Origin of the sequence: Streptomyces sp. NPDC002176, assembly GCF_044903645.1 — a bacterium.
Lineage (GTDB): Bacteria > Actinomycetota > Actinomycetes > Streptomycetales > Streptomycetaceae > Streptomyces.
Map to the genome: position 1 here is coordinate 528,865 of NZ_JBJDQW010000001.1, position 25,728 is coordinate 554,592.

The 25,728-nt window shown below is 72.9% G+C and carries 22 protein-coding genes; 10 read left to right on the forward strand and 12 right to left on the reverse strand.

The annotated features are described in order from the left end of the window. Positions 1–134: 134 nt before the first annotated feature. The 3 genes from ACI2LY_RS02335 to ACI2LY_RS02345 all read right to left on the reverse strand — a co-directional run bounded on the left by ACI2LY_RS02335 (position 135) and on the right by ACI2LY_RS02345 (position 2,869). Positions 135–1,211 carry an NAD-dependent epimerase/dehydratase family protein gene (locus ACI2LY_RS02335; RefSeq protein ID WP_404705443.1) on the reverse strand — a complete coding sequence of 359 codons (1,077 nt, stop codon included), beginning with the start codon at positions 1,209–1,211 and terminating at the stop codon, positions 135–137. 16 nt (positions 1,212–1,227) lie between these two features. Further along, entirely contained in the window at positions 1,228–2,187 is a 960-nt protein-coding gene (locus ACI2LY_RS02340) for an NAD(P)H-quinone oxidoreductase (RefSeq protein WP_404705444.1), read from the reverse strand. A gap of 97 nt (positions 2,188–2,284) precedes the next feature. Next, positions 2,285–2,869, reverse strand: coding sequence for a TetR/AcrR family transcriptional regulator (locus ACI2LY_RS02345; protein ID WP_404705445.1), 585 nt, complete (start codon positions 2,867–2,869; stop codon positions 2,285–2,287). A gap of 96 nt (positions 2,870–2,965) precedes the next feature. On the opposite strand from ACI2LY_RS02345, the gene ACI2LY_RS02350 reads away from it, so the two are divergent. Beyond that, positions 2,966–4,210, forward strand: coding sequence for an NADH:flavin oxidoreductase/NADH oxidase family protein (locus ACI2LY_RS02350; protein ID WP_404705446.1), 1,245 nt, complete (start codon positions 2,966–2,968; stop codon positions 4,208–4,210). Between the two features lie 62 nt (positions 4,211–4,272). Here ACI2LY_RS02350 and ACI2LY_RS02355 read toward each other — a convergent pair whose 3' ends face one another. The 4 genes from ACI2LY_RS02355 to ACI2LY_RS02370 form a co-directional block, all read right to left on the reverse strand. Continuing rightward, positions 4,273–5,853: a succinic semialdehyde dehydrogenase gene (locus ACI2LY_RS02355; RefSeq protein WP_404705447.1), complete on the reverse strand. Its 1,581-nt coding sequence runs from the start codon at positions 5,851–5,853 to the stop codon at positions 4,273–4,275. A 14-nt stretch (positions 5,854–5,867) separates the two neighbouring features. Beyond that, positions 5,868–6,794, reverse strand: coding sequence for an acetoacetate decarboxylase family protein (locus ACI2LY_RS02360; protein WP_404705448.1), 927 nt, complete (start codon positions 6,792–6,794; stop codon positions 5,868–5,870). A gap of 90 nt (positions 6,795–6,884) precedes the next feature. Continuing rightward, on the reverse strand, positions 6,885–7,859 hold the full coding sequence (locus tag ACI2LY_RS02365) for an alpha/beta hydrolase (protein ID WP_404705449.1): 975 nt from the start codon (positions 7,857–7,859) through the stop codon (positions 6,885–6,887). A 177-nt stretch (positions 7,860–8,036) separates the two neighbouring features. Then, complete coding sequence (locus ACI2LY_RS02370; RefSeq protein WP_404705450.1) at positions 8,037–8,639, reverse strand: TetR family transcriptional regulator; 603 nt, start codon at positions 8,637–8,639, stop codon at positions 8,037–8,039. Between the two features lie 101 nt (positions 8,640–8,740). Between ACI2LY_RS02370 and ACI2LY_RS02375 the strand changes: the two genes are divergently transcribed. Both ACI2LY_RS02375 and ACI2LY_RS02380 read left to right on the forward strand, forming a co-directional pair. Further along, on the forward strand, positions 8,741–9,445 hold the full coding sequence (locus tag ACI2LY_RS02375) for a type 1 glutamine amidotransferase domain-containing protein (protein ID WP_404705451.1): 705 nt from the start codon (positions 8,741–8,743) through the stop codon (positions 9,443–9,445). Positions 9,446–9,448: 3 nt separating this feature from the next. Beyond that, complete coding sequence (locus tag ACI2LY_RS02380; RefSeq protein WP_404705452.1) at positions 9,449–10,567, forward strand: saccharopine dehydrogenase family protein; 1,119 nt, start codon at positions 9,449–9,451, stop codon at positions 10,565–10,567. A gap of 55 nt (positions 10,568–10,622) precedes the next feature. Here ACI2LY_RS02380 and ACI2LY_RS02385 read toward each other — a convergent pair whose 3' ends face one another. Continuing rightward, complete coding sequence (locus tag ACI2LY_RS02385) at positions 10,623–11,339, reverse strand: sirohydrochlorin chelatase (RefSeq protein WP_404705453.1); 717 nt, start codon at positions 11,337–11,339, stop codon at positions 10,623–10,625. Next, a complete protein-coding gene (locus ACI2LY_RS02390; RefSeq protein ID WP_404705454.1) occupies positions 11,336–12,493 on the reverse strand; it encodes a uroporphyrinogen-III synthase in 1,158 nt (385 codons plus the stop codon). The genes ACI2LY_RS02385 and ACI2LY_RS02390 overlap by 4 nt, the downstream gene beginning before the upstream one ends. A gap of 191 nt (positions 12,494–12,684) precedes the next feature. Between ACI2LY_RS02390 and ACI2LY_RS02395 the strand changes: the two genes are divergently transcribed. From ACI2LY_RS02395 to ACI2LY_RS02415, 5 genes are read left to right on the forward strand one after another with little or no spacing between them, the layout of a single operon-like run. Next, positions 12,685–14,796, forward strand: a complete 2,112-nt coding sequence (locus tag ACI2LY_RS02395) for a molybdopterin oxidoreductase family protein (protein WP_404705455.1) — start codon at positions 12,685–12,687, stop codon at positions 14,794–14,796. Further along, positions 14,796–16,001: an NAD(P)/FAD-dependent oxidoreductase gene (locus ACI2LY_RS02400; protein ID WP_404705456.1), complete on the forward strand. Its 1,206-nt coding sequence runs from the start codon at positions 14,796–14,798 to the stop codon at positions 15,999–16,001. The genes ACI2LY_RS02395 and ACI2LY_RS02400 overlap by 1 nt, the downstream gene beginning before the upstream one ends. Next, positions 15,998–18,574, forward strand: a complete 2,577-nt coding sequence (nirB, locus tag ACI2LY_RS02405; RefSeq protein ID WP_404705457.1) for a nitrite reductase large subunit NirB — start codon at positions 15,998–16,000, stop codon at positions 18,572–18,574. Before ACI2LY_RS02400 ends, nirB begins: the two co-directional genes overlap by 4 nt. Then, positions 18,571–18,945 (forward strand): nitrite reductase (NAD(P)H) small subunit, encoded by a 375-nt coding sequence (locus ACI2LY_RS02410; RefSeq protein WP_404705458.1) that lies wholly within the window; start codon positions 18,571–18,573, stop codon positions 18,943–18,945. The genes nirB and ACI2LY_RS02410 overlap by 4 nt, the downstream gene beginning before the upstream one ends. Further along, positions 18,936–20,264 (forward strand): MFS transporter, encoded by a 1,329-nt coding sequence (locus ACI2LY_RS02415; protein ID WP_404705459.1) that lies wholly within the window; start codon positions 18,936–18,938, stop codon positions 20,262–20,264. The genes ACI2LY_RS02410 and ACI2LY_RS02415 overlap by 10 nt, the downstream gene beginning before the upstream one ends. Before the next feature lie 12 nt (positions 20,265–20,276). On the opposite strand, the gene ACI2LY_RS02420 is transcribed toward ACI2LY_RS02415, so the two are convergent. Further along, on the reverse strand, positions 20,277–22,331 hold the full coding sequence (locus tag ACI2LY_RS02420) for a SpoIIE family protein phosphatase (protein ID WP_404705460.1): 2,055 nt from the start codon (positions 22,329–22,331) through the stop codon (positions 20,277–20,279). A 90-nt stretch (positions 22,332–22,421) separates the two neighbouring features. Beyond that, entirely contained in the window at positions 22,422–23,348 is a 927-nt protein-coding gene (locus tag ACI2LY_RS02425; protein WP_404705461.1) for a DMT family transporter, read from the reverse strand. A 97-nt stretch (positions 23,349–23,445) separates the two neighbouring features. On the opposite strand from ACI2LY_RS02425, the gene ACI2LY_RS02430 reads away from it, so the two are divergent. After that, positions 23,446–24,264 (forward strand): LysR family transcriptional regulator, encoded by an 819-nt coding sequence (locus tag ACI2LY_RS02430; protein WP_404705462.1) that lies wholly within the window; start codon positions 23,446–23,448, stop codon positions 24,262–24,264. Positions 24,265–24,275: 11 nt separating this feature from the next. On the opposite strand, the gene ACI2LY_RS02435 is transcribed toward ACI2LY_RS02430, so the two are convergent. Continuing rightward, entirely contained in the window at positions 24,276–25,019 is a 744-nt protein-coding gene (locus ACI2LY_RS02435; RefSeq protein WP_404705463.1) for an SDR family NAD(P)-dependent oxidoreductase, read from the reverse strand. A 168-nt stretch (positions 25,020–25,187) separates the two neighbouring features. Here ACI2LY_RS02435 and ACI2LY_RS02440 point away from each other — a divergent pair, with 168 nt between their 5' ends. Beyond that, positions 25,188–25,673 carry a MarR family winged helix-turn-helix transcriptional regulator gene (locus ACI2LY_RS02440; protein ID WP_404705464.1) on the forward strand — a complete coding sequence of 162 codons (486 nt, stop codon included), beginning with the start codon at positions 25,188–25,190 and terminating at the stop codon, positions 25,671–25,673. Positions 25,674–25,728: the final 55 nt, after the last annotated feature.

The window sequence follows — 25,728 nt, forward strand, 5'->3', positions numbered from 1 at the left end:
TCCTGGGGTCCCTCTGTTCCTCGCTCACGGGGGGAATCCGGGGCCGGGAGGGGGGCCGGATTGGTGACTTCCTCAGATCGGAGGAAGACGCATCTCACACCAATCCGGGGGCCGTTCGGCGACGGATCATCTGGTCAACGAGTGCTCGCGCCCCTCCCCACGACCTGCCCGAACATCTCCTCCATCGACGCCTGCGCCGGGCGGTACCGCACACCCAGCTCGCGGCGGCTCTTCATGGTGTCCACACGGAGGTCGTAGCCGATGTTCCGCCGCAGGTAACCGCGTTCGAGCCCCGCCGCCGGGGCGAGGGCGACCGCCACGGGCTTGGGAAGCTCGCCGCGTGGCAGCGGGTACGTGCCGTAGACCGGCAGCAGGCGCCGGGCGAGGTCGACGATGTCGGTCGACTCCGCCACGAGGAGGTGGCGTCCCTCCGCCTCGGGCCGGAACGCGGCGGCGAGGTGGGCGTAGGCGACTTCGCGCACGTCCACGACGGTCAGCGCGACACGCGGTGCGCCCAGGCGCATCCGGCCGCTCGCCATCTGCCGGGCGATGCTGAAACTCTCGCTGGTCGGGGCGGAGTTGAGCGCGGGACCGATGACCAGCCCCGGATTGACGGTGACCAGGCGCCAGCGGTCCTGCTCCTGCGCGATCCGCCATGCCTCCAGCTCCGCCAGGGTCTTGGAGTAGCTGTAGGGCTCGCGGGTCAGCGAGGAGGTCGTGTTCCAGCTCTCCTCGGTCACGGTCCGGCCGGGGAGCGCGAGGATGTCCTTCGCGTCCCCGATCATCGCGGCGACGGAACTGGTCAGCACCACCCGCTCGACCCCGCCCACCTCGCCCGCGGTGCGGAGCACGTTCCGGGTGCCCTGCACGGCCGGGTCGACCAGGTCCCGCTGGGGGTCCCGTACGGACCGGACGAACGGGGAGGCGGTGTGCAGCACGGTCCGGCACCCGCGCATGGCCTCCGTGTACGAGCCCTCGCGCAGCAGGTCGGAGGCGAACAGGCGCAGTGTTCCGGGCGAGGCGTCGGCGGCGGCCAGCAGGTGCCCGACCTTCTTCGCGTCGCCCGGATCGCGGACGGCGGCGTGCACGGTGACCCCGGCGTCGAGCAGGGCCTGCACGATCCAGCCCGCGACGTAGCCCGTGGCACCGGTGACCAGGACCGGGGCGCTCGTGTCGACGGGCAGGTCACCGAGATCGACGTGGGTGTCCATGGGGTGCTCCCTCGCGCTACTCGTTCACCAGGAGGATCTTGCCGACGTGGCCGCCCGCCTCCATCAGCCGGTGTGCCTCGGCGGCCTCGGACATGGGCAGGCGCTGGTCGATCACGAGGCGTACCGCGCCGCTCTCGATCATCGGCCAGACCGCGTCCCGCACCTGGGCGATGATCTCGGCCTTCTGCTCCTTGGACCGCGTGCGCAGGGTGGTGCCGTGCACGGACAGGCGCTTGAAGACCAGCTCCGCCAGGTTGAGGTTGGCCTCCAGGCCGTCCTGGAGGCCGATGAGCACCAGGCGTCCGTCGGGGGCGAGGGAGCGCACGTTGCGCTCGAGATAGCTGCCGCCGACGACGTCCAGGATCACGTCGTAGGGGCCGTGTTCGGTGAAGTCCTCGGTGCGGTAGTCGATCGTGACGTCGGCGCCCAACTCCTTTGCGCGGGCGGCCTTCTCGGGACCGCCTGCCGTGGTGACGACGCGGGCCCCCAGCGCCTTGGCGATCTGGAGGGCGAAGGTGCCGACGCCGCCGGCGCCGCCGTGCACGAGGAGGGTCTCACCCTTCTTCAGGTGGGCGGTCATGACGATGTTGGACCAGACGGTGGCCACCGCTTCGGGCAGACCGGCCGCCTCGACCAGGCCGATGCCCTCGGGCACGGGGAGCAACTGCCCTTCCGGGACGGCGACCTTCTGCGCATAGCCGCCTCCCGTGAGCAGCGCGCAGACCTCGTCGCCCACCTGCCAGCCGGTCACGCCCTCGCCGAGGGCGCTGATCCGGCCCGAGACCTCCAGACCGGGGTACGGGGAGGTGCCCGGCTGGAGGGGGTACAGGCCGTAACGCTGCATGACGTCCGCGCGGTTGAGGGCGCTGGCGACGACGTCGACGACGACTTCACCGGCGGCGGGCGGCGGGTCCTCGACGTCCACCCACTCCAGGACCTCGGGACCGCCGGGCTCCTTGATCGACACTGCCTTCATGACGCTCCGTTCATCGAACCGCGGGCACCCGGGCCCGCATGTTTACAGCACACACATTAGGCAGCGAGTGTGTGCACTGTCAACATGACCTCGGCCCCTACCCGGCCGCCGACACGCTGAACAGCGCCTGCACCGCCGCGCGGACCTGGGTGTCCACCACCTCCGGCGTCGAGGAGTCGAGCTTGCCGTCCAGGTGCAGGAAGGCCAGGCCGTGGACGAGTGCCCACACCGTGGTCGCCAACGCGTCCGGGTCGGCGCCCGGGAAGGCGGCCTGCACGATCCCGCGGACGTAACCCGAGATGGCGGCGGTCGCCGCGACCCGCTCCTCGCTGTTCGGATCGCACGGCTCCGCGAACATCACCCGGAACATCGCGGGCCGGTCCAGCGCGAACCGCACGTACGCGACGGCGACCGAAGCCAGTTCGTCCGGGGTCCGGGGGTCGGGGTGGGCGGCGGCCAGGGACTCGGCGAGTTCGCGGTACCCCTCGGCGGCCACCGCGGAGACCAGGGCGTCGCGGTCCGCGTAGTGACGGTAGGGGGCCGTGGCCGACACGCCCGCCCGGCGCGCCACCGCGCGCAGCGACAGCCCGGCGCTGCCGTCCTCCTCCAGCAGCTCCCGCGCGGCACGCAGGCAGGCCGCGCGCAGATCGCCGTGGTGATACGAGCTGCTCGCTTGCGGCATAGGTCACACTCCTTGAAGTTTACGGCGCTTACATTCCTGACCTAATGTGAACGCTGCACACATTGTAAGCGATGGAGATCGAGAGGGGAAAGCAGGATGACCAGCGAACTGTTCTCGCCGTTGTCCCTGCGCTCCGGGCAGGTACTGCGCAACCGGATCGCCAAGGCGGCCATGGAGGAGAACATGGCGGCCGACGGCCAGTTGCCCGGAGCCGAGTTGTTCGGGCTGTACCGGCGCTGGGCCGAGGGCGGTGCCGGACTGCTGATCACGGGCAACGTCATGGTCCACGCCGAGGCGCTGACCGGTCCGGCCGGTGTCGTCCTCGACGAGGCCGCGCCGCTGGAGCCGTTCACCGAGTGGGCGAAGGCCGGAAAGGCGGGAGGCGGGGCGATCTGGATGCAGATCAACCATCCCGGCCGCCAGATCGGCTCCGACATGCCCGGCGTCGTTTGGGGACCGTCCGCGGTCGGCGTCGACCTGGGCAAGCACAGCGGCCGCTTCGGCCGCCCGGTCGCCATGACCGCCCGGCAGATCGAGGAGACGGTCACCCGGTACGCGGTGACCGCCCAGCGCGCCGAGCGGGCGGGCTTCGACGGGGTGGAGGTGCACGCGGCGCACGGCTATCTGCTCTCGCAGTTCCTCTCCCCCCTGGTCAACAAGCGCACCGACCAGTGGGGCGGCTCGCTGGAGAACCGGGCCCGGATGCTGCTGGACGTGGTCCGCGCCGTACGGGGTGCCGTGTCGCCCTCCTTCGCGGTGGCGGTCAAGCTCAACTCGGCCGACTTCCAGCGCGGGGGCTTCGACGCGGACGACGCGCGCCAGGTGATCGAGATGCTCGCGCCGCTCGGGGTCGACCTGGTCGAGCTGTCCGGCGGCAGCTACGAGAGTCCGGCGATGTCCGGCCGGGCCGCCGACGCGCGTACCCAGGCCCGTGAGGCGTACTTCCTGGACCTGGCGAAGGACCTGGTCGGGTCCAGCCCGGTGCCGCTGATGCTGACCGGTGGCATCACCCGGCGCGAGACCGCCGAGCGCGTCCTCGACAGCGGGGTGGCGGTCATCGGCATGGGCACCGCCCTCGCGGTCACCCCGGACCTGCCCGAGCGCTGGCGCACCGGCGGCGAGGCCGAGCGGCAGCTCCGGCCGGTGACCTGGTCGGACAAGGCGCTCGCCTCGGCCGCGAGCATGGCGCAGGTCCGCCACCAGATGCGCCGGATAGCGCGCGGCAGCCGCCCCACGCCCGGCACCCACCCGGCGGTCGCCCTCCTCGCCGAGCGCGGCAAGCAGCGCAAGGCGCTGCGCCGCTACCGCACCTGGCTGAGCACGGAACGGCTCGCCGCGTAACGCGGACCGCACAGCACAAGGCGGCGCGGCTCCCACCGGAGCCGCGCCGCCTTGTCGTCGGTTCAGCGGGAGCCGACCGCCTTCAGCACCTTCAGCGCGCCGGTCAGCAGCGCCGCCCAGGTCTCGGGCGGGATGCTCCTCGGCGGGGTGAACCCCTGGACGCGCTGGTGGGCGACGTTCTGGGCCTCGGTGTACTTGAGGATGCCCTCGGCGCCGTGCCGCCGACCGAGCCCGGAGTCCCCCATGCCGCCCATCGGCGCGTCGACACTGCCCCACGCGGCGGCGAACGCCTCGTTGACGTTGACGGTGCCCGAGTGCAGCCGCGCGGCCACAGCGCGACCCCGGGAGGCGCTGCGGGACCAGACGCTGGCGTTGAGGCCGTACGGCGTGGCGTTGGCCCGCGCGATGGCCTCGCTGTCGTCGCGGACGGGGTAGACGGACACGACCGGCCCGAACGTCTCGTGCTCGTACAGCGTCATGTCCGGGGTGACACCGGCGAGGATGGTCGGCTCGTGGAACAGCGGTCCCAGGTCGGGGCGCGCCCTGCCGCCCGCGAGGACCTTGGCGCCCTTGGCCACGGCGTCGCCGACGTGCTCGGTGACGGTCTTGAGCTGGGCGGCCGTGGTGAGGCTGCCGACGTCGCAGCTGAAGTCGTACGCGCCGCCGACCTCGAGCCGCTCGGTACGGGCGACGAAGGCGTCCACGAACTGGTCGTGGACCGATTCCGCCACGTAGAGACGCTCGATGGAGACGCAGAGCTGCCCGGCCGAGGGGAAACAGGCGGCGACGGCACCTTCGGCGGCCTTCTCGATGTCGGCGTCGTCCAGGACCAACATGGCGTTCTTGCCGCCGAGTTCGAGGGAGGAGCCGATGAGCCGCTCCCCCGCGTCCCGGGCGATCTTCCGGCCGCTGGCGGTGGAGCCGGTGAACATCATGTAGTCGGCGTTGTCCATCAGCGCGCCGCCGATGGAGCTGCCCCGCCCGATCACCATCTGCCAGACACCGGAGGGCAGTCCGGCCTCCCGCATCAGCTCCAGCGACCACAGCGCGGTCAGCGCGGTCTGGGTGTCCGGCTTCTGGACGACGGCGTTGCCCGCCATCAGCGCCGCGATCGCGTCGCTGGCAGCCATGCTCAGCGGGTAGTTCCAGGGCGAGACGACCGCGACGACGCCCTTGGGGTGCCGCAGTTCGGTGGTGTGGGTGAGCAGCGGGATCGCGCCCCGGCGCCGCTTGGGCGCGAGGTAGCGGGCGCCGTTGCGGGCGTAGTAGCGGGACACGATGGCGATGTCCACGACTTCGAGGAACGCGTCCCGGCGGGTCTTGCCGTTCTCGGCCTGCATCAGGTCCAGCGCCTCGTCCTGGCGGGCGAGGACGAGGTCGTGGAAGCGGAGCAGGATCTGCTTGCGGCGGCGCAGCGGGGTGGCGGCCCAGTTCCGTTGGGCGATCCTGGCGCGGGCGAAGGCGTCCTCGACGTCGCCGGGCGTGGAGACCGGCAGGTCGGCCAGGGGCGCGCCGGTGTAGGGGGCGGTGGTGGTCACGCGTACGGCGTCGGGCGCCGCGCTGACGCGTGCCGCCAGCCGCTCGATCCGGGCCGGTGTCAGGGACGCGGGCAGCGGGGCGTGGGTGGCTTGGGCGGTGGCCATGGCGGGGCTCCTCTCTACCGCGTACGGACCGAGGTCGGGACCGGCATGTGCAGGGCGAGCTGCCCCTCGGTCACGACGTCGAACTGGATGGTCCGCATCGGCTTGAGGGCGCGCAGATCGTCGGCCATGCGCCCCTGTCCGACCGTGAGCTGGAGGTCGCGCGGCAGGAGCGCGGTACCGGCCGAGAGCACGTTGGTCTGGCTCAGGGTGGAGTGCCAGGCGCCGTCGATCGCGGTGTACGAGGTGAGCGACGAGACGCGCTTGCCGCTCGGGAAGCTGTTCTGGGCCGGGGTCGGCGCGGAGAGCGCGAGGTCGGTCCCGCCCGCGTCGTTGGCCACCCGGGCGGTGGTGCGGTGGGCGTCGATGTCGACGTCCAGGCCGGTCACCCACTTGGGGAAGCCGTAGCCGTCGTGGCCGCGCACCTGGGCGATCTCCGTGCTGACCGGCAGGGAGAGCACGTAGGAGTCGAGGTGGTCGTTCTTCAGCGCGGCGACGAGGTCGAAGAAGCCGAGCTTGCCGTGGCGGGCGGGCTTCACCGCGATGCCGACGGCGGCCTCGGTGTAGAAGTCGATGTCGCACACGTCGTACCGGAAGAACATCGCCGAGACCAGGCCGAGCCCGGGCGCGACCTCCAGCGGGGCCAGGTCGCGGGGCAGCCGGGAGCGGATGGCGCGGGTGGGCGCGAGCATCGTGAGCCGGGCGGTGGAGACGCGGTAGTAGAAGTTCGGGGTCAGCGTGGGGCCGATCGGGGAGTCGACCCTGGTCTTCGGCAGCTTGCGGAAGAAATCCACGCCGCTGACGCGGGGGTCGCGGGCGACCTCGTCGAGGTCGGTCTCCATCCGGTACCGGTCGTACAGGCCCCCCTTGGGGACCGTGACCGAGCGGCCGCCGAGGTCGACCTTGACGGTGTCGTGCTGGGGCTGGGGCTGGGACGAGGGCATGACGCGGCTCCTGGCAACGCATGTTGACGGTGATTACATCAGCGTAGCCACCGATGTAAGCACCGTCAACACATAGCCGCGGGGGCTGCCTCAGTCGTCCTGGTGCAGCGCCGATCCGAGGAAGTCGATGGCGATCTTGCGGGCGATGTTGGCCGCCCGGGTGTCGCGCAGGCTGTCCAGGAGCAGGAAGTCGTGGACCATGCCCGCGACCCGGACCGAGGTGACGTCGTTGCCCGCCTCGCGGAGCTTGTTGGCGTACTCCTCGCCCTCGTCGCGCAGCACGTCCGCCTCGTCGGTGATGACCAGCGTCGGCGGCAGGCCCTTCAGCTCCTCCAGCGACGCCTGGAGCGGGGCGGCGTACTTCTCGGAGCGCTGGGACGGGTCGGAGTAGGCGTCCCAGAACCACTTCATGCCGTCACGGGTGAGGTAGTAGCCCTCGGCGAACTGCTCGTAGGACGGCGTGTCGAAGCCCGCGTCGGCCACCGGGTACAGCAGGCACTGGGCCTTCAGGTCGATCCCGCCGCGGTCCTTGTTCATCAGCGCGAACACCGCCGACATGCAGCCGCCGACGGACTCGCCGGTGACGGCGATGTTCGAGGTGTCGAGGCCGTGCTCCGCGCCGTGCTCGAGGACCCACTGGCCCACGGCGTAGTTCTGCTCCACCTGGGTGGGGTACTTCGCCTCCGGCGCCCGGTCGTAGACCGGGAAGACGCCCGCCGCGCCCGCGCCGACGGTGAGTTCACGGAAGAGCCGGTCGTGGGTCTTGTCGTCGCCGAAGACCCAGCCCGCGCCGTGGATGTAGATCAGCACCGGCAGCGGGCCGGAGACACCCTTGGGCCGGATGATGCGGGTGCGGACCGTCCCCCACTTCCCCGCGTCCACGTCGACCCACTCCTCGTCGACGTCCGGCCGGGGCACGCTGGTGTCGCTCTGCAGGTCGGCGAGGATGGCCCGGCCCTGCTCCGGCGGGACCTCGTAGATCCGGGGGTGCGGATCGGTCGCCTCGGTCAGCTCCTTGGCGGCGGGTTCGAGGTACGGGGTGACGGGCGGCGGGATTTCGGTCATGGCCACTCCTTGGGCTGGGCACGCGAGTGCCTCGTCGCGCGGCCGGTCCGGCCGCTGGTGGTGACGGCTACCCCGAGTCGAGGATCACCCACGCGCGGGTCCGCGCCGCAGGTCCCCTCGTCCATGTTTGGGGGCCCCGCCGAGGAGCGCAACCGGCCACCACGGGCCCCGCCCGGCTCAGGCGTGCGGGACGCGCACGAAGCCGAACACCTCACCGACGAGAACGGCCAGCGACCGGTCCTCCTCGTCCTCGGCCCAGTTCTCCAGGGCTACGTCGAAGCAGGCGAGGGCGGTGTTGACCATGGTCTGCGCCTTCAGCCGGGCGACCGGGCCGCCGGGCTCGGTCCGTGCGGCGAGCTCCGGCACGAGCATCCCGGTCCACGCGAGGTGCTTCTCCAGGTACCGGGCACGCAGGGCAGGGGTCCGGCAGATGACGCGGGTCGCCCGCTTCCAGCGCCCCGCGTCGGCGTCCATCTGCTCGGCCGCGACGACGAAGGTGTCACGCAGGGCGTCCCAGGGCGTGTTCCCGGCGAGATGGCGGCACAGCTCGTCGCGGACCTCCTCGGCGGTGGGGACGCGGTCACCGAAGACCACGTCCTCCTTGTTGCCGAAGTAGCGGAAGAAGCTGCGCGGGGAGATGCCCGCCGCCCGCGCGATGTCGGCGACGGTCACCTGGTCGAAGCCGGACGCGTCGAACAGCTCCAGGGCCGTGTCGGCCAGCGCCTCCGTGACGAGTCGGCGGGTCCTCAGTCGCAGCCCGGGCGTGGCGGTCTCCTTCATACCCGAGAGGCTAGCAGTGCCATAGCTGTCACACTGTGCCAGAAATGGCGTACGGTGCTACGCGTTGACGATGAAGGTTGGCGATGAAGGGAGAACCAGCCATGACCAAGGTCCTCTTCGTCGTGTCGGCGGCCCATCACTGGACGCTGAACGACGGAACCAAGCACCCCTCGGGCTACTGGGGCGAGGAGTTGGCGATGCCGCACAAGATCTTCAACGAGGCGGGCTGGGAGATCACGATCGCCACACCGGGCGGCAAGCCCCCGACGCTGGACCGGCTGAGCATGTCCCGCACGGCGGGCCTGCCCGGCAAGCTCCGCGAGGTGGGCCGGTATCTGGAGTCGATCCAGGCCGAGTTGGACAGCCCGCTGCCACTGGACGGCGTGCACCCGGCCGAGTACGACCTGGTCTTCTACCCCGGCGGGCACGGCCCCATGGAGGACCTGGCCCACGACGAGGTCTCGGGCGCGCTGCTCACCCGAGTCCTGCACTCCGGCAAGCCGCTGGCCCTGCTGTGCCACGCCCCGGCCGCCACCCTGGCCTCCCGGAACACGGACGGCTCGTGGCCGTTCGCCGGGTACCGGATGACGGGCCTGTCCAACACCGAGGAGAAGCTCAACAGCTTCGGCCGCAAGGCACCTTGGCTGCTGGAGGACCGTCTGCGCGAGCTGGGCGCGGACTACGGCAAGGCCCGGCTGCCGCTGCTGCCGTACGTGGTCGTCGACCGCAATCTGTACACCGGCCAGAACCCGGTCTCCTCCGAACGCCTGGCCAAGCGGCTGGTGTCCGACCTGAGCGGAAGCTGAGCCGTGGCTTCTACGGAGAACAGCCGCATCTTCCTTCTGGGTGCCACGGGCTACACGGGCGGTCTCGTCCTGGCCGCCCTCCTGCGCCGGGGCGCCCGCCCGGTCCTGGCAGGCCGCAATGCCACCGCCCTGGCAGCCCTCGCCGAACGCCACGGCGGCCTGGACCACGTGGTGGTGGACGCCACCCAACCCGGCTCCCTCCAGCGGCACTTGAGGCGTGGCGACGTACTCGTCACCACCGTCGGCCCCTTCGAGCGCCTCGGGTACCCGGTCGCCGAGGCCGCCGCCGAGGTGGGCGCCCACTACATCGACTCCACCGGCGAGGTCGGCTTCGTCCGCGCGGTGCGCGACCGGTACGACGAGCGCGCCCGGGAGACCGGCGCCGTCATGCTCCCGGCCTTCGGCTACGACTACGTCCCCGGCATCCTCGCCGGAACCCTCGCCGCCCGCCGCGCCGGTGACGCCGTACGCGCCCTGGACATCGGCTACTTCGCCACCGGCCCGCTGTGGCGCGGCATCAGCCACGGCACGCGTACGACCATGCGCGACGGCCTCACCCTCCCCTCCCCCACCTGGCGCGGGCACCGCCTGGTGGACGAACGCACGGCGTCCCGCGTACGCGGCTTCGACCTGCGCGGCCACCGGAAGTCCGCCTTCCTGGTCTCCGGCACCGAAGTCCTCTTCCTCCCCTCGGACTTCCCGTCCCTGACCGAACTCACCGTGTACAACGGCTGGTTCCCCACCTTGAGCCGCCCCCTCTCCCTGATCTCGGCTGCGGCGAACACCCTGGTACACCTCCCCGGCGGCCGCGGTCTGACCGACGCCCTCACCCTCCCCCTGACGTGGGGCCCGACAGGCGGCCCGGACCCCACGGAACGGGCCCGCACCCGGTCCTACGTCGTGGCCGTCGCCTCAACCGGCACTCCGGGCCAACCGCCGCTTGCCGAGGTCCACTTGGAGGGGCCGAGCGCGTACACCCTGACCGGGGAGCTGATGGCTTGGGCCGCGGAGTCACTCGTCGGGCGGTCCGGCGGGGCGGCGGGGGTGGTGGGGCCGGTGGAGGCATTTGGGCTGGAGACGCTGCGAGAGGCTTGCGCGGGGATGGGGTTGGCGGCTGTGTGAACGCGCCTTCGGCGTGTCACCGCCCTCGACGGCGAGATCGCCGGGGCCGTGGACCTCAGCGGGCCCAGGCCGGACCGTTCGCCTCTGTATGCAGAACCGCCGCCTCGTCGTACCGGCGCAGTACCAGTTCCGCGACCGACGGATGCGTGCCCAGAGGGGACGAGGTCCAGCGGGCGGGGGTGTTGGTCAGGGTGTGGGCGAAGTGGCCGGGGGCCAGGAGGTGGGTGGCCAGGGAGACGTCCGGGTGGCCCGAGCTGTGCCAGGCGGCTATCGCCTCGGCGGGGGTCGGGCCTTCGCCGGAGGCGAAGGACGCCGTTACCGGGGCGTTCAGGTGGGTGGACAGGAGGCGGGCGGACTCCGTGGTGTCCGCTCGTGCGCGGGGGTCGGAGGAGCCGGTGGCGGCGAGGACGACGGGGGACGCGTTCGGTGGGCGGCCTGCTTCCGCAAGGCGGGACGCCAGGGCGTCGGCGAGCAGGGGGGACGGGCCCAGGGCCGGGGTCACGCGTACCGTGCCGGGGTCCGCGGCCGCCAGCAGGGCCGGGAGGTCGGACCGTACGTGGTAGCCGCTGGCCAGGAGGAGGGGGACGGCCACGACCGGGCCGGACAGCGACGCCAGCGCCTGCGGCACGGAGGGTTCGACCAGGCCCAGCCAGGCGAGCCGCACCCGTAGGCCGGGGCGCAGGCGGCGGACCTCGTCCAGCAGGGCGCGTACCGTGCGGACGCCCGCCGGGTCGCGGGTGCCGTGGGCGACGGCGAGCAGCGTGGCGTTCATCGGGGGCATCCGTCCGGTTCCGTCGCCAGGCGGTAGCCGCGTTTGGGGACCGTGCGGATCAGGCTGGCGTAGGGGCCGAGGGCCGCGCGCAGGCGGGTCACCGCGGCCTCGACGGCGTGTTCGTCCGCGCCCCGGCCCGGCCATACCCGGCGCAGCAGTTCGGGGCGGCCGACCACCCAGCCGGGGCGTTCGGCGAGGGCCCGGAGCACCCGTGCCGAGCCGGGCGTCAGCCAGACCGCCTCCGCCTGGGCGTCATCGCCCAGGAGCAGCGCGTTGCCCTGGAGGATCAGCGTGCGGTCGCCTGCCGGGACCGGGTGGCGGTCGCGGCCGGGGAGCGTGGCGGTGAGCAGGTGGACCATTGCTCCCAGTCTGCCTCGCCCGGGCCAGACCGGCTCCGCGCCCACCTCCAGCAGCGGCCGGGCGCACACCGGTCCGACGCACAGGGCCAGCACGTCCGTACGCAGCCGCTCCAGGACGGTGTCGTACCGGCCCGCCGCCTCCGCGTGCTCCAGGAAGGAGGTGATGGCGGGCGCCGAGGTGAACAGCAGGGCGTGCACGTCACCGCGCGCGGTGGCCTCCGCGAGCCGTCGTACCGGCTCGGGGTCCTGGGGTGGCGCCCAGCGGTACACCGGGACCTCCACCACCTCCGCGCCCCGCTCCCGCAGCGCCGCCGCGAGGCCCGGCAGCGGCGCCCCGTGTTCCTGGACCGCGACCCGCCGCCCCCGGAGATCCCGGGCGAGCAGCCAGGTGCGGAGTTCGTCCACCGCCTCCGAGGCGGGCGAGTACGTCTCGGTCGTGCCGCAGGCCCGTACCGCGCCCGTCGCCTTCGGGCCCCGCGAGAGCACCTCGGCGTCGCGGCAGGCGGCGGTGAGGGCGGCGCCGTACCCCCAGCCCTCGGCGGCGCTCATCCAGCCCCGCCAGCCGACGCCGGTGGTCGCCACCACGTAGTCCAGCGGGGCGGCGAGGCACCGTTCGGTGGCCGCGCGCAGTGCCGCGTCGTCCTCGAGCGGCACGATGCGCAGCGCGGGCGCCTCCATCACCCGTGCTCCGCGTCGGCGCAGCAGCGCCGTCAGCTCCTCACGCCTGCGTGCCGCCGTGACGCCCACCGTGAAACCGGTGAGTTCGGCGGCCGTCTCCCTGGTACCGGCCTTCATGCACCGAGGCTCCGTGGGCGCGATTTCCCCGCCGTTGCCCGCCGGTCACGTCGTGGTTACCTCAACGGGCGTGCGTGTTACGGAAGATGTCTTCCCCCGCACACCGCTCCGGCGGGGCTGTGCGCGTCCCGTTCCGCACGGGCAACGCGGCCGAGCGCGGACGGTAACGGGGGCGCGCCAGCCTCGTCGCCATGACCGACACTCACTGCCCGTACTGCTCCCTCCAGTGCGGCATGCGGCTCCGTCCGAGCCCCGCCGGAGGGGTGCCCGAGGTCTCCGGGCGCGACGACTTCCCGGTGAACCGGGGCGCGTTGTGCGGGAAGGGGCAGACCTCGGCCGCGCTGCTGGCGCCCGGTGTGCGGCTGACCGCGCCGCTGGTGCGCGACGCGGACGGTCTGCGCGAGGCGTCGTGGGCGGAGGCGCTGGACCGGGTCGCCACGGCGCTGCTCGCCACCGCCGACGCCCATGGGCCGGACGCGAACGGGGTGTTCGGCGGGGGCGGGCTCACCAACGAAAAGGCTTATCTGCTCGGCAAGTTCGCCCGTGTGGCGCTGCGTACCCGCTCGATCGACTACAACGGCCGTTTCTGCATGTCCTCCGCGGCCGCCGCCTCGCGCGCCGCCTTCGGCCTCGACCGCGGTCTGCCCTTCCCGCTCGCGGACGTGGCCCGCACCGGCTGCGTGATCCTGGTCGGCGCCAACCCGGCCGAGACGATGCCGCCCGCCGTGCGATACCTGCGCGAACTACGGGAGAACGGCGGCACCTTGGTCGTCGTCGACCCGCGCCGGACCCGTACCGCCGAACTGGCCGACCTCCACCTCCAGCCCCTCCCCGGCACCGACCTGGCCCTGGCGCTCGGGCTGCTCCATCTCGCCATCGCCGAGGGGCACGTGGACGAAGAGTTCATCGCGGCCCGTACGACGGGATGGGCCGAGGCCCGCGCCGCCGCCATGGCCCACTGGCCTGAGCGCGTGGAGGCGCTGACCGGGGTTCCCGTGCCCCAACTGCGCCAAGCCATCGCCCTGTTCACGCGCACCCCGCACTCCATGGTGCTCACCGCGCGCGGTCCCGAGCAGCAGAGCAAGGGCACGGCGACCGTCGGCGCCTGGATCGACCTGTGTCTGGCCACCGGCCGGGCGGGGCGGCCGCTGAGCGGCTACGGCTGCCTCACCGGGCAGGGCAACGGCCAGGGCGGCCGCGAGCACGGGCAGAAGGCGGACCAACTCCCCGGCTACCGCTCGCTGGAGGACCCCGAGGCGCGGGCGCGGGTCGCCGCCGTCTGGGGCGTCGACCCCGACTCCCTGCCCCAATCGGGGCCATCGGCGTACGAGTTGCTGGACTCCCTCGGCCGGCCCGGCGGGGTCCGCTCGCTGCTCGTCATGGGGTCCAACCCGGTGGTCTCCGCCCCGGACGCCGCCCGCGTCACCCGGCGGCTGGCCGCGCTGGACCACCTCGCGGTGTGTGACGTGGTGCTGTCCGAGACGGCGCTGCTGGCCGATGTCGTGCTGCCGGTGACCCAGTGGGCCGAGGAGACCGGCACCCTGACCAACCTGGAGGGCCGGGTCCTGCTGCGGCGGGCCGCCGTCACGCCGCCGCCCGGCGTCCGCGGCGACCTGGCCGTACTGCACGGTCTCGCCCGACGCCTCGGTCACGCGACGGGGTTCCCCGACGCCCCCGAGGAGGTCTTCGCCGAACTGCGCCGGGCCACCGCCGGGGCGCCCGCCGACTACTCCGGCATCACCTACGACCGCATCACGGCCGAGGACGGCGTCTTCTGGCCCTGCCCGGCACCCGGCCACCCCGGCACCCCGCGTCTCTTCCTCGACCGCTTCGCCCACCCCGACGGCCGGGCCCGCTTCGCCGCGCCCTCGCACCGGCCCGCCGCCGAAGAACCCGACGACGCGTATCCGCTGTACCTGACGACCGGGCGCACCGTCACCCATTACCAGAGCGGCGCCCAGACCCGCCGGGTACCGGAACTCGCGGCCGCCGCGCCGGGACCGTACGTCGAGCTGCACCCGGATCTCGCCACCGGTCTCGGCGTGCGGGACGGGGACCTGCTCACCGTCACCAGCCGCCGGGGCACCGTCACCGCCCCGGCCCGGCTCACCCCCGCCATCCGGTCCGACACGGTCTTCATGCCGTTCCACTGGCCCGGCGAGGGCCGCGCCAACCTGCTCACCAACCCGGCGCTCGATCCCGTGTCGCGGATGCCGGAGTTCAAGGTGTGCGCGGTGCGGGTCGAGAAGGCCGTCCTCCCCCGGGTCGCCGCACCCGCCACGCCGGTGGCGGTCACCGCGTGATGTCCCGCCGTATCGCCGTGGTCGGCGCGGGGATGGCCGCCGCGCGCCTCGCCCAGCAGCTCGCTGCCCACGCCGGGCCCACGGAGACGACCCTCTACGGCGCCGAACCCCACGCCCCTTACAACCGCGCCCTGTTGGCCGATGCCCTCGCCGGGCGCTTCCGGGCCGACGCCCTCACCCTGCCCACCGGGGACGCGAAGGTCCGCACCGGGACCGAGGTGGTCGCCGTCGACGTCCGGGGCCGCGCCCTCACCCTCGCCGACGGCAGCCGCGAGACCTACGACGACCTGGTCCTCGCCACCGGCGCCGAGCCGGTGCTGCCGCGACTGCCCGGTCTCAAGGGCGTGAAGGGCGTGCACACGCTGCGCTCCCTCGCCGACCACGCCCGCCTGTCGCACCACGCGGACACCGCCACCCGCGCCGTGGTGATCGGCGGCGGTGCGCTCGGCGTCGGCGCCGCCTGGGCCCTCGCCGCCCAGGGTCTGCCGGTGGACCTCGTCCACCGGGGCGCGCACCTGGTGGAGCGGCAGCTCGACAGCCTGGCCGGTGCGGCCCTGCGCACCACGCTGGCCGGTCTCGGCGTCACGGTCCACCTCGGCGAACACGCCCCGGCCCTGGACGGCGGCTCCGGCGTCATCCTGACGAGCGGGCACCGCCTCGACGCCGACCTCGTGGTCCTCACCTGCGGGGTGAGCCCCCGCACCGGCCTCGCCCGCGCCGCCGGACTGCCCGTACGGCGTGGCGTCCTCGTCGACGACACCCTGGCCTGCGCCCCGCACACCTACGCCCTCGGGGACTGTGCCGAACACCGCGCCGCGCCGTACGCCCTCGCCACGACCGCCTGGGAGCAGGCCGACGTACTCGCGGCCCGCCTCTCCGGCGCCGATCCCGAGGCGCGTTACACCGGTTCCCCGCCGATGACCCGGCTCACCGCGGGCCCGGTGGAGTACGCCGCGTTCGGCGCGTGCGACGACGCCGCCGAGGAGGGCGCCGACGTGGTGCGCATCGGGGACGCCACGCGCGGCGCGTACAAGAAGCTCGTGCTGCGCGGCGACCGGATCGTCGGCGCCCTCCTCGTCGGCGACCTCGCCACCGCGGGCACCCTCACCCGCGCCTGGCTCACCGGCCGCCCCGTCGGCCCGGACCCGTTGTCCCTGCTCACCGTCCCGCCGTCCGCCCGAGTCCGCGAGGAGTCACGCCCATGACCGACCCCACCACCCGGCCCCCGAGGGAGCTGGTGCTCATCGGCCACGGCATGGTCGGCCAGCGCTTCCTGGAGGCGCTGTACGAGCAGCCCGGCGCCGACGCCTGGCACGTCACGGTCCTCGCCGAGGAGCCCCGGCCCGCCTACGACCGGGTCCATCTGACCAGCTGGTTCTCCGGCACCACCGCCGGGGAACTGAGCCTGGTGCCCGACGGGTTCATGGTCCGGCACGGCATCACCCTGCACCTGGGGGACCCCGCGACCGCCGTCGACCGCGCCGCCCGCACCGTCACCAGCGCCTCCGGCCGCGTCCTGCGCTACGACGCGCTGGTGCTGGCCACCGGCTCGTACCCCTTCGTGCCGCCCGTGCCCGGCCACGACACCCCCGGCTGCCATGTGTACCGCACGCTCGAGGACGTCGGCGCCATCCGCGAGGACGCCGTGCGCGCCCGTACCGGGGTCGTCGTCGGCGGCGGGCTGCTCGGGCTGGAGGCGGCCGGTGCCCTGCGCGCCCTCGGGCTGGAGACACATGTGGTGGAGTTCGCCCCGCGGCTGATGGCGCTCCAAGTCGACGAAGGCGGCGGCGCGGTGCTGCGCCGGAAGATCGAGGAGCTGGGCGTGCGCGTGCACACCGGCGCCGGTACCTCTGCCGTCGACGCGGGCGCCGACGGACGGGTCCGCGCGGTCCGGCTGTCCGACGGCACCGAACTCCTCGCCGAACTGGTGGTGTTCTCGGCCGGTGTCCGCGCCCGCGACCAGCTGGCCCGTGACTGCGGCCTGCCGGTGGGAGAGCGCGGCGGCATCACCGTCGACGCCTCCTGCCGCACCGCCGACCCGCGTGTCTGGGCGATCGGCGAGTGCGCCCAGGCGGCCGACGGCCGGGTCTACGGACTGGTCGCGCCCGGCTACGCGATGGCCGAGACCGCTGCCCGCCGACTGTGCGGCGAGAAGGGCGAGTTCACCGGCGCCGACCTCTCCACCAAGCTGAAGCTGCTCGGCGTGGACGTGGCCAGCTTCGGCGACCCGCACGGCACCGCCGACGGCTCCCTGGACGTCACCTTCACCGACAGCCGCTCCGGCGTCTACAAGAAGCTCGTCATCGGCGCCGAAGACACCCTCCTCGGCGGCGTCCTGGTGGGCGACACCGAGGCGTACGGCCTGCTGCGGCCCCTCGCGCTCGCCGGAAAACCACTCACCGTGCCACCGGAACAGCTGGTGCTGCCCGCCACGCAAGGCGGCGCCGTCACACCGGAGTTGCCGGACGACGCGGTGCTCTGCTCCTGCCACCACGTCACCGGGGGCGCCGTCCGCACCGCCGTGCGGGAACAGGGGCTCACCGAGGTCGCGGAGGTCAAGAAGTGCACTAAGGCCGGTACCGGCTGCGGCAGCTGCCTGAAGGCGCTCACCACCGTGGTGCGGGACGAACTCGCCGCTTCCGGAGCCGAGTTGTCCCGCGATCTGTGCGAGCACTTCGCGCATACCCGCGCCGAGCTGTACGAGATCGTCCGGGTCCGGGGCATCAGCGACTTCAGCACGCTCCTCGACCACCACGGCACCGGGGAGGGCTGCGAGGTCTGCAAGCCGGTGGTCGCCTCGATCCTGGCGAGCCTGGGCAACGGCCATGTCCTGGACGGCGAACAGGCCGCCCTTCAGGACACCAACGACCACCATCTCGCCAACATCCAACGCAACGGCTCCTATTCGGTGGTGCCGCGGGTACCGGGCGGCGAGATCACGCCGGAGAAGCTCATCGTCATCGGAGAGGTGGCCCGCGACTTCGGCCTCTACACCAAGATCACGGGCGGTCAGCGCATCGACCTGTTCGGCGCCCGGGTCGACCAACTCCCGGCCGTCTGGCGCCGCCTGGTCGACGCCGGTTTCGAGTCCGGCCACGCCTACGGCAAGTCCCTGCGCACCGTGAAGTCCTGCGTCGGGCGGACCTGGTGCCGCTACGGCGTACAGGACTCCACCTCGCTCGCCATCGAACTGGAGCTGCGCTACCGGGGGTTGCGGGCCCCGCACAAGCTGAAGTCCGCCGTCTCCGGCTGCGCCCGCGAATGCGCGGAGGCCCAGTCCAAGGACTTCGGGATCATCGCCACCTCCATCGGCTGGAATCTCTACGTCGGCGGCAACGGCGGCACCACCCCGCGCCACGCCGACCTGCTCGCCACCGACCTGGACAAGGCGACGCTGGTGCGCACCATCGACCGGTTCCTGATGTTCTACATCCGCACCGCCGACCGCCTGGAGCGCACCGCGCCCTGGCTGGAGCGGCTGGAGGGCGGCCTGGACCATCTGCGGGCCGTCGTGCTGGACGACTCGCTGGGCATCGCCGCCGACCTGGACGCCCAGATGGCCCGCCATGTCTCCGGCTACACGGACGAGTGGGCCGCCGTCCTGGACGACCCCGACCGGCTGCGCCGCTTCACCTCCTTCGCCAACGCCCCGGACGTGCCCGACCCCACGGTCACCTTCGTCCCCGAACGCGACCAGATACGCCCCGCCCGGCCCGGCGAACCGGGACGCCCGCTGCGGGACCTCGTCCTCGTCCCCGCCCAGGAGGCCGGCCGATGACGGACGTCCTGGTCGAGGTGTGGCACGGCGCCCGCTGGGTCCCCGTCCTGCGGTACGCCGATCTCGTCCCCGGCCGGGGCGTGGCCGTACTCCTCGGCGACGATCAGGTCGCCCTCTTCCGCGGCCGGGACGGACATCTCCACGCGGTGGGCAACCGCGATCCGTTCAGCGGCGCCCATGTCATGTCCCGTGGCCTGCTCGGCAGTCGGGGGGCCACGCGAGTCGTCTCGTCCCCCATGTACAAGCAGGTCTTCGACCTCGGCACCGGCACCTGTCTCGACGAACCCACCGCACCCGACGGCACGCCCGCCCGGCTGCCCGTGTGGCAGGTGCGCACCACTCACCACGAAGGCGGCCTCGCATGCCCGTGACCCACCCCACCAGCTCCCCCGACCTCCATGAGACCGCCCCGCGCAGGCTGCTCCCCGGCCGACGCCGCGAACTCACCGACTGGCGCCCCGAGGACCCCGCGTTCTGGCAGGCGGGCGGCGCCAAAATCGCCCGCCGCAACCTGCTGTGGTCCGTCGTCGCCGAACACGTCGGCTTCTCGGTCTGGAGCCTGTGGTCCGTCCTCGTCCTCTTCCTCGGCCCCGCGTACGGCATCGACCCGGCGGGCAAGTTCCTCCTCACCGCCCTGCCGACCGCGCTCGGCGCACTGCTGCGCGTGCCGTACGCCCGCGCCGTGGGCGTCTTCGGCGGGCGCACCTGGACCGTGGTCAGCGCGCTGCTCCTGCTCGTCCCCACGGTGGCGACCGCCGTCGTACTGAAGCCCGGCGCCTCGTACGGCACCCTGCTGCTCACCGCGTGCCTCGCGGGGGTCGGCGGCGGCAACTTCGCCTCCTCCATGGCCAACATCAACGCGTACTACCCACAGGCCCTCAAGGGCTGGGCCCTCGGCGTCAACGCGGGCGGGGGCAACCTCGGTGTGCCAGCAGTGCAGTTGGCGGGGCTCGCCGTCCTCGCCACGGTCGGCGCCGGGCATCCCCGGCTACTGGTGCTGCTCTACGTGCCGCTCATCGTCGCCGCCGCGGTGTGCGCGTTCCTCCGCATGGACGACCTGCGCCTGCCCCGGCCGCCCGGTCGGCTGGGTGTCCTGCTCAGGTGGCGGCACACCTGGCTGATCTCGCTCCTGTACGTGGGCACCTTCGGGTCGTTCATCGGCTTCTCGTTCGCCTTCGGGCAGGTGCTCCAGGTGCAGTTCGCGGACCGGTTCGCCACGCCGGTCAGCGCCGCGTACCTGACCTTCCTCGGCCCGCTGCTCGGGTCGCTCGTGCGTCCGGTGGGCGGCCGCCTCGCCGACCGCTTCGGCGGGGCACGGGTGAGTCTGGCGGCCTTCGCGGCGATGGCGGGCGGCGCCCTGCTGGCGCTGGCCGCCTCCCGGGTCCACTCGCTCCCCCTGTTCGTGACGGCGTTCACCGCCCTGTTCGTCCTCAGCGGCCTCGGCAACGGCTCGACCTACAAGATGATCCCGACCCTGTGCCGCGCCACCCCCGACGCCGAGTCCCGCACCCCGGCCCTCATCGGCTTCGCCGGGGCCGTCGGCGCCTTCGGCGGAGTGCTGGTCAACATCGCCTTCCGCCAGTCGTTCCTCGCGGTCGGGAACGGCGACGGGGCGTACGTCGCGTTCGTCGCCGCGTACGTGGTGTGCGCGGGCGTGACCTGGACGGCGTACGTCCGCCGGTCGGGCTGACGGTGCCGCGGTTCAGGAGAGTTCCTCCACCTCCGGCACGTCGAACGCCTCGAGCCCGGTCTCCGCGCCCAGTCGCTGCTCGGACCAGATCGTCTTGTCCTGGTGGCTGTGCCGGACGCCCCAATGGGTGCTGAGGCGCATGACGATGTACAGGCCGCGCCCGCCCTCGTCGCTGTCGCGGGCGTGGCGCAGGTGGGGGCTGGTGCTGTTGGCGTCGGTGACCTCGGCCAGAAGCCGTCCGCTGTCGTGGATGAGGCGCAGCTGGATGGGCCCGGTGCCGTAGCGGATGGCGTTGGTGACGAGTTCGCTCACGATGAGCCCGGTGGTGTACGCCGCCCCCTCCAGGTGCCAGACGGCGAGCTGCTGCTCCACGAGCCGCCGCGCCGTGCTCACCACGGACGGCTCGGCGGGCAGCGTCCAGTCCGCGACGTTCTCCTTGGCCAGGGTGTGGGTGCGGGCGAGCAGGAGGACGGCGTCGTCGTCGCGGGAGGGTGCCAGGCGGTACACGGCGTCGTCGCACAGTTCCCGCAGGGGCCGCGCGGGAGAGGCGAGGGTCTGTGCGAGCCTGCGCCGGGCGGCGGCCGGGTCGTGGGCGTGGGCGCCGAGGAGGCCGTTGGTGTAGTGCGCGAGCAGGGTCCCGGCGGGCAGGTCGATCAGCGCCGGGGTGAAGACCCGCCCGCCCCCTGCGCCGAGCGGTGGCCCGAGCGGTACGTCCACGGGGACGGGCGAGCCGTGGGGGTCGACGATCACCGGCGCCGGATGGCCCGCCCGCACCATGGCGCAGCGGCGCGAGACGGGGTTGTAGACGGTGACCGCGCAGGTCGCCACGTACGCGTCCGAGGGGTCCGCGAGCTGGGCGGCGACCTCGTCCAGGTGGGTCAGCAGCTCGTCGGTCTCCAGGTCCTGGAGGGCGAGGGTGCGCAGGGCGATGCGGAGCTGGCCCATCGTGGCCGCCGCCTCGATGCCGTGCCCGGCGACATCGCCGACGACGAGCGCGACACGCGTACCGGACAGGGGGATGACGTCGTACCAGTCGCCGCCCGCGCTCTCGGGCAGATACATGTGGGCGGTCTCCACCGCAGAGAGGCGCGGGGTGGTGCTGGGCTGGAGCTTGCGCTGCAGAGTGGAGGCCACGGTGTGCTCGCGGCGGTAGCTGCGGGCGTTGTCCAGGTGGGCGGCGGTGGTGGCGGCCGCTTGCCGGGCCACGTCGAGGTCGGCCTCGTCGAAGGGGTCGGTGCGGTGCCGGTACAGGGTGAGCAGGCCGAGCACGGTGTTCCGCACGGTGAGCGGTACGACGATCATGGAGTGCACGTTCGCCCTGAGCAGCGGCTCGAACATGTCCGGGTCGGTGGCCAGCCAGGGCGCGTCCGGCGTGACCTGGACGATCCGGGCCTCGGTGTCGTTGAGCGCCTGGGTGTACGGCGTGGGGAAGGGGAAGGGACGGCTGTCTCCCTCCTTCCTGGCGGTCACGGTGTCCGACGGGACGAAGGAGATCCGGCGCAGCGGAACCCCCGACGTCAGGGGGCCGAAAGCGGGGCCGTCGTCCACCAGGTCGACGCTCGCCCCGTCGGCGAACGCCGGGACCAGGGCCCGCACCAGCTCGTCGGCGGTGGTCCGTACGTCCAGCGTGGAACCGACGGTCCTGTGCACCTTGCTGAGGACGGCGAGCCGGTCCGCCGCGGCCTGCCTCTCGGTCACGTCCTCGACCACGCCCACCAGCGCGGGGGCGCCGTCGTGCGCGTCGGGCAGCGGGAAGAGCGACACCTCGAGCGCGAGCGTCCGGCGCGGGTCCGACGGCGACAGCCCGCGGATCAGGCGGCGCCGCAGCGGAACGCCACCGGCGAACGCCTCGTCCATCAGGGCCCTCAGCTCACCCGGGTCGAAACCGGGCGAGAAGTCCTCGGGGTCATGCCCGACGACCTCCTCGGCGGCCAGCTTCCGCACCCCTCGTCCGGACGGGTTGTAGCGCGTGACCTTCCGCTCGGAGTCGAAGACGAACAGCCCTTGCGGAGAGTTGCCGAACAGCGCGTTCAGCACCGCGGAATCGTCGATGGGATCGCTCGCCACCCCACGCTCCCTTCCCGGACGTCCCTCCTCACCTTCTCGCATCGACGGGTCCCAGCAACTCGACCGGAGCGCGGCGACCTGTCTCACTTCTCAGCCGACTCGTTCCGCCACACTGGACTCCCGGCCGCTGCGGCCGCGCCCACTCCGGTCCGGCGTGCCGGAGGTGGGCCGCGCCGACCGGCTCTGAGCGGCACAGGCGAGTGCGCCGCAAGTGAGGCCGACGGCTGTGGTCAGGTCGAGGGGCGCGCCCTGCAGGCCCCAGGCCGCGATCACGGCGGCCGCCGGGATGAGGGCGAACAGGATCGACGCCCCTCGCGCTCCCCTGCTCCGTACGCAGGCCGCGTAGCAGACCATGCCCACCGCGCTGGCCAGTACGAGCAGCAGGAGCAGGGCGACGGCGGGCAGAGGGTCGGTGAGGTGCTGCGGGGTGGTGAGGGCGAGCGCGGCGGCCGGGAGTACGGAGACGGTGACGCCGATCGCGGTGAACACGAAGGGGTCGACCGCCCGCAGCTTCCGTTCCTGGAGGAGGGAGCCGCCGGACAGTCCGCCGAGCGCGATCAGGACGGTGATCAGTCCCGGTCCGACGGACGGGTCGGCCAGCAGCCGTGGCAGGCAGGCCGCCACCACGCCCACCGTGCCGAGGGCGAGCGCGACGAGTCCCCAGGAGTTCTCGCGCCGACCCAGCACCAGCCGGGCGAGGACCGCGGTGGTGACGGGGTTCATCGCGATCACCAGCGCCGCGACGCCCGGGCCCACCCCGTGCGCCATGCCCCAGTAGAGACCGAGGAACTGCATCCCCTGCACCAGCAGTCCGCCGGTGACCGTCCAGGCGAGCAGACGTCCGCGCGGCAGCGGCGTCCGCCGCACGGCCACTACGGTCCACATCAGCACGGCACTGATCAGGAAGCGCAGCAGGATGAGGAGGAACGGCGTGACATGGCCGAGGGTGAGCGCGCCCAGGGGATAGCCGAGGGCGTACAGCAGAACGGTCAAGGCCGGGAGAAGTCGCTGGAACATGCTTCGACCTCAGCACCGGCACCGGCCGCCGTGCGTGACCGATCGTGATTCGTGAACGATCCTCCTTCCATACCTCGTCCACCGGTGACAATGAGGCATGGCGACCCTCGACATCACCTGTCTGCGCAGCCTGGTCAGCGTGGCCTCCTTCGGCGGGGTCCGCAGGGCCGCCGAGGTCCTGCATCTGTCACAGGCGGGGGTCAGCGGTCATCTGCGCCGCCTGGAGGCGGAGCTGGGCTTCCCCGTCGTGACCCGGCAGGGCCGGAACATCGCCTTCACCTCCCGGGGCGAGGACGTGCTGCGGGAGGCGTACCGGCTGCTCGGTGAGCACGACGACGCGCTGCACCGCCTGCTGGGCCGCACGAGCGGGGAGTTGCTGGTCGTGTCCACCGAGCACGCGACCGAGGCGCTGCTGCGCGCGGTCGCGCGTGTCCTCTCGCGAGACCACCCGGACCGGCCCGTCCGTTTCCGGTTCCACCGCAGCGCCCGCGTACGCGAGTTCGTGCACGACCACTCGGCGGACGTGGCGCTGGGCATCGGGGACCTCGGTCACGGCACCCGGCACATCACCGATCTGCCTCTCACCTGGGTCGGCCCGTCGGACCGCGCTCCGGACACGGGCGCGCTGGTCACCTTCACCGCCCCCTGCACCGTCCGGGACCACATCCTGGCGTCCGAAGCGGCGGCGGGCGGATCAGTGGTCCGGGAATGCGCCGATCTGGTCAGTCTCCTTTCCGCCGTCAAAGCAACCGGGGGCATCACGGCTCTACCGCAAGCCCGGATGACCGAGCCCGGTCTGCTGACGATCGACTCCCTGCCGCCTCTCCCCTCCATCCCCCTGACGCTGGTCACCAGCAACCGTCTGGCCTCCCGGACCAGGGACGGCATCATCGCCGCGCTTCTCTCGACCGCCTGAGAGCCCATCGGTCAGCCCGGCAGCGTGCTGAGTTCTCCTCCGTCCGCGTACAGGATCGCCCCGTTCATGTAACTGCTCGCCGGGCTGACCAGGAAGCCGACTATCTCGGCGATCTCGCTCGGCTCGCCCACCCGGCCGCGGGCGTTGACCTGGTCCAGGACGGCGGTGCGGTCGCCGAATATCGCGGTGACGCCCTCGGTGCGGACGGGGCCTGGGGAGACGGTGTTGACGCGGACTCCGTGGGGGCCGTACTCGGTGGCCCAGTAGCGGGTGAGGATCTCGACGCCGGCCTTGGAGGCGCCGTAGGCGGCGCCGATGGGGGCCGGGAGGCGGGCGGCGCTGGAGCCGATCGTGACGATCGAGCCGTGGCCGCGCTCGGCCATCGCGGGAGCGAGCGCGCCGACCAGGAGGAAGGGGGCGCGGGTGTTCACCGCGACATGGCGGTCGAACGCGGCGGCGTCGGTCGCCGCGGTGGGAGCGAAGTCGTAGACACCCGCGCTGTTGACGAGGATGTCCACCTCGCCCGCCTCGGCCGCCAGCCGGAGGACCTCCTCGGCGTCGGTGAGGTCCGCCGCGATGAAGCGGGCGGCTCCTATGCCCCGCGCCAGCGCCTCACCTCGGGCACGGTTCCGGCCGTGCAGGATCACCTTCGCACCGCGGGCGGCCAGGCTCTCCGCCACGGCGCGGCCGATGCCAGAGGTGGCGCCGGTGACCAGGGCGGTACTGCCGTGCAGGTCGTTGCTGTCGTTCGTCATGGCGCGGTTCTCATTCCTGCTCTGCGTCTCGTTCGTGCGCCGCGCATGCGGGCATCGGTTGGCCGGTCTCGGGTCCCGTCGCCGGGGCCTCACAAAAACTATGCACCACAGATGTTCTGTCCGCAAGACTATCTGTGCATCCGCAGGAATCTGCGCTACATTGGTCCGGTGACCGCTTCAGACACCGCCGCCACCGACGACTCGGGCCTCGAGACCGACCTGGGCTGGGCCATCCGCCAGGTCTCCTCGGCGTTCCGCCGGATCGCCACCAGCTCGGTCGCCGACCTGCCCGGAGGTCCGCGCGGCTACCTGGTGCTGGTCGCCCTGGCGACAGGCGAGCCGCCGTCCCAGCTCGCCCTGGCCCAGCAGGTCAGCCTGGACCGCACAGTGATGACGTATCTGCTGGACGATCTGGAGAAGCGCGGACTGATCACCCGTCGCCCCGACCCCCGCGACCGCCGCGCCCGGCAGGTCCTCATAACCGAGGAGGGCCGGGCGGAGCTGGAGCGCAGCCGCCGCCAGCTCTCCACCGCCGAGGCCCACCTCCTGGCCGATCTCGACGAGCACGACGAGGGCCAGCTCCGCCGTCTCCTGACCCGCGTCGCCCAGACCACCCAGCGCGACGACTCCCCCGGCACCACCCCCGACTGCTGACGCACGCCCGCGGGCAGGCGGAACAGCCCCACCGGAGTGGGCTGCCGGGAGGGCA

What these genes read in the sequence shown, in the direction of transcription:
- ACI2LY_RS02415 (WP_404705459.1), top strand. Translation starts at nt 18,936, where the DNA reads ATGCCCGTGACCCACCCCACCAGCTCCCCCGACCTCCATGAGACCGCC.
- ACI2LY_RS02400 (WP_404705456.1), top strand. Translation starts at nt 14,796, where the DNA reads ATGTCCCGCCGTATCGCCGTGGTCGGCGCGGGGATGGCCGCCGCGCGC.
- nirB (WP_404705457.1), top strand. Translation starts at nt 15,998, where the DNA reads ATGACCGACCCCACCACCCGGCCCCCGAGGGAGCTGGTGCTCATCGGC.
- ACI2LY_RS02360 (WP_404705448.1), bottom strand. Translation starts at nt 6,794, where the DNA reads ATGCCCTCGTCCCAGCCCCAGCCCCAGCACGACACCGTCAAGGTCGAC.
- ACI2LY_RS02410 (WP_404705458.1), top strand. Translation starts at nt 18,571, where the DNA reads ATGACGGACGTCCTGGTCGAGGTGTGGCACGGCGCCCGCTGGGTCCCC.
- ACI2LY_RS02430 (WP_404705462.1), top strand. Translation starts at nt 23,446, where the DNA reads ATGGCGACCCTCGACATCACCTGTCTGCGCAGCCTGGTCAGCGTGGCC.
- ACI2LY_RS02425 (WP_404705461.1), bottom strand. Translation starts at nt 23,348, where the DNA reads ATGTTCCAGCGACTTCTCCCGGCCTTGACCGTTCTGCTGTACGCCCTC.
- ACI2LY_RS02385 (WP_404705453.1), bottom strand. Translation starts at nt 11,339, where the DNA reads ATGAACGCCACGCTGCTCGCCGTCGCCCACGGCACCCGCGACCCGGCG.
- ACI2LY_RS02355 (WP_404705447.1), bottom strand. Translation starts at nt 5,853, where the DNA reads ATGGCCACCGCCCAAGCCACCCACGCCCCGCTGCCCGCGTCCCTGACA.
- ACI2LY_RS02335 (WP_404705443.1), bottom strand. Translation starts at nt 1,211, where the DNA reads ATGGACACCCACGTCGATCTCGGTGACCTGCCCGTCGACACGAGCGCC.
- ACI2LY_RS02395 (WP_404705455.1), top strand. Translation starts at nt 12,685, where the DNA reads ATGACCGACACTCACTGCCCGTACTGCTCCCTCCAGTGCGGCATGCGG.
- ACI2LY_RS02370 (WP_404705450.1), bottom strand. Translation starts at nt 8,639, where the DNA reads ATGAAGGAGACCGCCACGCCCGGGCTGCGACTGAGGACCCGCCGACTC.
- ACI2LY_RS02350 (WP_404705446.1), top strand. Translation starts at nt 2,966, where the DNA reads ATGACCAGCGAACTGTTCTCGCCGTTGTCCCTGCGCTCCGGGCAGGTA.
- ACI2LY_RS02365 (WP_404705449.1), bottom strand. Translation starts at nt 7,859, where the DNA reads ATGACCGAAATCCCGCCGCCCGTCACCCCGTACCTCGAACCCGCCGCC.
- ACI2LY_RS02340 (WP_404705444.1), bottom strand. Translation starts at nt 2,187, where the DNA reads ATGAAGGCAGTGTCGATCAAGGAGCCCGGCGGTCCCGAGGTCCTGGAG.
- ACI2LY_RS02390 (WP_404705454.1), bottom strand. Translation starts at nt 12,493, where the DNA reads ATGAAGGCCGGTACCAGGGAGACGGCCGCCGAACTCACCGGTTTCACG.
- ACI2LY_RS02435 (WP_404705463.1), bottom strand. Translation starts at nt 25,019, where the DNA reads ATGACGAACGACAGCAACGACCTGCACGGCAGTACCGCCCTGGTCACC.
- ACI2LY_RS02345 (WP_404705445.1), bottom strand. Translation starts at nt 2,869, where the DNA reads ATGCCGCAAGCGAGCAGCTCGTATCACCACGGCGATCTGCGCGCGGCC.
- ACI2LY_RS02375 (WP_404705451.1), top strand. Translation starts at nt 8,741, where the DNA reads ATGACCAAGGTCCTCTTCGTCGTGTCGGCGGCCCATCACTGGACGCTG.